Raw genomic sequence first — 4,271 nt, 5'->3', positions numbered from 1 at the left:
TTGAGCATCGCCTTGCTCGCACCGTAGAACCCGATGCCAGGCGCCGTCCGGATGCTGGAGAGCGAGGAGACGTTGACGATCGCGCCACCGTGCTCCTTCATCCAGGCTCGGTAGACCTGCTGAACCCAAGAGACCGCGGCGATGCAGTTCACCTCGACGATCTTGCGGGCAGCGGCCAGGTCAAGTTCGACGAGCGGCCCGTACACCGGGTTGATGCCCGTGTTGTTGACCAGGAAGTCGATGCTGCCGAAGGTCTCGAGCGTCTGCCGCACGACATCAGCCTGATGATCCGCGTCGTCGGCGCGGCCGGCGACGGCAAGGGCCACCTCCGGCCCACCGAGCCCGGCGACCGCCTCGTCCAGCGCCTCCTGCTTCCGGGCAGTGATGACCACGCGTGCACCGTCGGCAACCAGCCGCTCAGCGATGGCGAGCCCGATTCCCCGGCTTGCTCCGGTGACGATTGCAGTCCGGCCCTCGAAACGCTTGCTCATTCTCTTGCCCCTCAGCTCAGTCGCTCGATGACCATGGCCATGCCCATACCGCCGCCGACGCACATGGACTCGACGCCGTACTGCTTGTCGTGCCACTGCAGCGAGTTGATGAGGGTGGCGGTGATGCGGGCCCCGGTCATGCCGAACGGGTGCCCGATGGCGATCGCGCCACCGTTGACGTTCAACTTGTCGAGCGGAATGCCGAGCTGCTGCGCAGATCCGAGCGACTGGACCGCGAACGCCTCATTGATCTCGAACAGGTCGATGTCCGACAGGCCCATCCCGACATTGCGCAGCGCGGCCGGGATCGCCTCGACCGGGCCCAGACCCATGATCTCGGGAGAGAGCGCGGTCACGGCCGTGGAGACGATCCGCGCCAGCGGCGTGAGCCCCAGCTCCCTGGCCTTGGTGTCGCTCATGATGACCAGTGCGGCCGCGCCGTCATTGAGCGGGCAGGCATTCGCGGCCGTCACGGTGCCGTCGGGTCGGAAGACGGGCTTGAGCTGGCTGATGCTCTCCATCGTCGTACCCGGCCGCGGGCCGTCATCAGCGGAAACCGTCGAGCCGTCCGGGAGCGTCACAGGGATGATCTCCCGAGCCCAGAACCCCTCCTCAACCCTCTGGACGGCGAGGTTCTGACTGCGCACGGCGAACTCGTCCTGCTCCTGACGCGACATGCCGAGGAGCTGCGCCACGTTCTCCGCTGTCTGGCCCATCGCGATGTACAGGTCGGGCAGCGCTCCCGTGGTCCGCGGGTCGATCCACGTCTCGGCGCCGCCACCCGACCGCTTGTCCGTGACCGTCTGCGCATCGCCGAACGCAGGGTTCTGCCCGACCGGGTCGTCCGACCAGCCGTTGAAGAACCGGCTCACTGTCTCGACACCGGCCGAGATGTAGGCGTGGCCCTCGCCTGCCTTGATCGCGTGGAATGCCATCCGCGTGGTCTGCAGGCTGCTCGAGCAGTACCGGTTCACAGTGACGCCGGGCAGGTGGTCCATTCCGCTCAGTACGGCGACCGCACGGCCCAGGTTGTTGCCCGACTCCCCCGCCGGCTGACCCACGCCCAGGACCAGGTCGACCACGTCGGTCGGGTCGAGCTCGGGCACCTTGGCCAGCGCGGCCCGGACCATCTGGACGGTGAGGTCGTCGGGACGCATGTCCTTCAACGACCCCTTGCCCGCGCGGCCGATCGGCGAGCGGGCGGTGGAGACGATCACTGCTTCGGGCATGGAGGTGGCCTTCCTTGGGTGACTAAGCGCTTGCTTAGTCATACTTTCGTCTATGTCCTGTCAGCGGTCAACCAGCGCGGGCCCGGGATTTCTGTGAGTCGCGCCACGTCATCGGCGAGAGACGACAGGCTCCGCGGGTTCTGGTTCAGAGCGGGTCAGCCACGTGGATCATGCGCTTGCCGACATTGGTCCCGTTGAGCACGCCGATGAGGCCCTCGGGCGTCTTCTCAAGGCCTTCGAGGATGTCCTCCGTGACCGCCAGGGAGCCGTCGTCCAGCCAGCCCTCGAGCGCCTGGAGCGCTTCGTCGTTGCGATCCGCGAAGTCGGTGTAGAGGAACCCCTGCATCGTGAGGCTCTTGACGACCAGGACTCCCGGCACGCCGCGCGCTCCCCAAGCGGGGTTGGTGGTGTCGTACTGGGACACGACGCCACAGCACACGACTCGGCCGTGCTGGGCCATCACACCAAGAGCGGTGTCCAGCGTCGTACCGCCGACGTTGTCGAAGAACACGTCGATGCCGTCCGGACAGGCTGCTCTGAGCGACTTGCGGAAGTCGTCGTCGCGATAGCTGACCGCTTCGTCGAAACCAAGCTCGGAGGTGAGCCACTTCTGCTTCTCCGCGCTGCCGCAGATCCCGACGACCCGGCACCCGCGCAACTTGGCGATCTGCCCGACCAGAGCGCCCGTGGCACCGGCGGCCCCCGACACGACGACGGTATCCCCGGCCTTGGCCCGTCCAACCTCGAGCAGACCGAAGTAGGCGGTCAGGCCCGTGATCCCCAGAACGCTGAGGTAGTAGGAGAGCTTCCTGGTGGGAAGGAGCGGGTTCACCTCGCCGGACTCGACGACCGCCGACTCCTGCCAGCCGAGGTGGCCGGTGACGATGTCACCGACCGCGAAGTCCTCGCTGCGGCTCTCCGCCACCTGACCGATCGCGAAGGCGGGCATGGTGTCGCCCACCTGGATCGCGCTGCGGTAGGTGGCACCCTGGAACCAGGCGCGCTGAGCAGCGTCGATGGAGATCCACAGGACGCGGCACCGGACCTGGCCGTCCGCCAGGTCTGGCAGGGGCACGGTCTCCAGTTCGAAGTGCGACGTCTCCAAGTGTTCGGTGGGCATCGCAGACACGCGCCACCGTCTGTTGGGCTCTCTCACGAGATGGTCACCCCAGGAATGGCCGGGAGGAAGCGCCGCAGCCCGTCGTACTGCATGACATTGAGGGTGTCGAGGTACTCGTTGACCGCGACGATCTTGCCTTCGCTGCCCCGCACGATCAGCACGTACTCGTTGTCGTAGCCCTCGCCGGTCGCTCCCACGGTCGAACGCACCCGGATGCGGGCAATGCTCCTGCCACCTTCGGCGTCGAACTCTTCATGGATCTCGACGTCGGTGCCCGCCGACTTGTCGTAGGCGGCCAGCGAGATCTTGTTGAACGCGATGACGGCGTCCTTGCCCTGATGGGTCCCGCCGATACGGCCCAGCGACGTTGGCAGCGTCCAACTGATGTCGTCGGCGTACAACTGCTGCATTGCGTCGGCATCGCCCAACGCGCGCGCCAAGTCTCCGGCAAGCGTGCTCATATGTGTCGTTCTTTCCTGATAGCGGTTGGCTGATTCACGGACGGGTCCTGCCCTCTGCGGACAGGGGGTGGGCGTCTAGCCGGACAGGTGCTCGAGGAAGAACTCGCGCGCCGCACCAGACGAGAGATTGAAAGGTTCACCGGTGTACGCGTCGAAGTGACCGCCCGGGATCTCCACGAGACGCTTGGGCTCCGCCGCGGTGTCGTACGCCTCCGTGGCCCACTCGGACGGGGTCACGACGTTGTCGTCCTCAGCGATCACCATGAGCAGCGGGGTAGGAGCGACGAACTTGAGGAACTCCCCTGCTTCGTACCCCAGCTCAGTCGAGCGCAGCGTCACCTCGTTGCGCCACGCGGTCCCCTCGTAGGCGGAGAAGAACTTGTAGGCATCCGGCGTCGGCATGACTGCCGGCAACGTGGGGTCTGCGGTGACCACCGGAATCATCGTGGGCGCCTCTCCTCGCGCTCGCGCCAGGCGATCGGCAGCCTGCCCGTCCCACGCCATCTGCCAGTACTCCTTCGGCACGCCCGCCTCGAAGGTTCGACGCCCTGCGACCGCCGGCACCTGGCCACACACGGCCTTCACGCGGCGGTCGATCGCTGCGACCACAAAGGCGTTGCCGCCCGCATAGCTGGAACCCCACACCCCGATGCGCGCAGCGTCGACGTCGGACCGGCTCTGCGCGTACGTGATGGCGTGCTGGGTGTCGTGGATCTGGTCCCACGGGTCGATCTCCAGTCGCGGCTTGCCCGGCGCTGTGCCCGAAGCGCCGAACCCTCGGTGGTCGTAGACGACGCAGGCGATTCCCGCAGCACTGAATGCCTCAGCGTAGGGCTCCAGCCCCATTTCCTTGGTGCATGAAAATCCGTGGGTCATGACGATGCACGGCGCTTCGCCGGACACACCTTCGGGCTTGTAGAACCAGCCGCGCAGGATCACGCCTTCGGCGTCGAACTCGATGTCTTCGCGC

The 4,271-nt window shown here is 66.6% G+C and carries 5 protein-coding genes; all 5 read right to left on the bottom strand.

Features of this window, described 5'->3' with window-relative positions; genetic code table 11:
• Positions 1–491: SDR family oxidoreductase (locus ACOADB_RS27180; protein ID WP_378606441.1), on the bottom strand; the 491-nt coding region annotated here is incomplete at its 3' end.
• Between the two features lie 11 nt (positions 492–502).
• Entirely contained in the window at positions 503–1,720 is a 1,218-nt protein-coding gene (locus tag ACOADB_RS27175) for an acetyl-CoA C-acetyltransferase (protein WP_378606439.1), read from the bottom strand.
• 145 nt (positions 1,721–1,865) lie between these two features.
• Positions 1,866–2,849 (bottom strand): NADP-dependent oxidoreductase, encoded by a 984-nt coding sequence (locus tag ACOADB_RS27170; protein WP_378606437.1) that lies wholly within the window; start codon positions 2,847–2,849, stop codon positions 1,866–1,868.
• A 23-nt stretch (positions 2,850–2,872) separates the two neighbouring features.
• Positions 2,873–3,301, bottom strand: coding sequence for a nuclear transport factor 2 family protein (locus ACOADB_RS27165; RefSeq protein ID WP_378606435.1), 429 nt, complete (start codon positions 3,299–3,301; stop codon positions 2,873–2,875).
• 75 nt (positions 3,302–3,376) lie between these two features.
• Positions 3,377–4,271: alpha/beta hydrolase (locus tag ACOADB_RS27160; protein ID WP_378606432.1), on the bottom strand; the 895-nt coding region annotated here is incomplete at its 5' end.

The sequence above is a fragment of the Nocardioides sp. CPCC 206348 genome (assembly GCF_048654705.1).
Taxonomy (GTDB): Bacteria; Actinomycetota; Actinomycetes; order Propionibacteriales; family Nocardioidaceae; genus Nocardioides.
The sequence above is the reverse complement of the archived record's forward strand: the minus strand, read 5'-3'. Positions and strand labels throughout refer to the sequence as shown.

Excerpts from the sequence above, each read along its gene's own strand:
- ACOADB_RS27175 (WP_378606439.1), bottom strand. The coding sequence starts at position 1,720 with ATGCCCGAAGCAGTGATCGTCTCCACCGCCCGCTCGCCGATCGGCCGC.
- ACOADB_RS27165 (WP_378606435.1), bottom strand. The coding sequence starts at position 3,301 with ATGAGCACGCTTGCCGGAGACTTGGCGCGCGCGTTGGGCGATGCCGAC.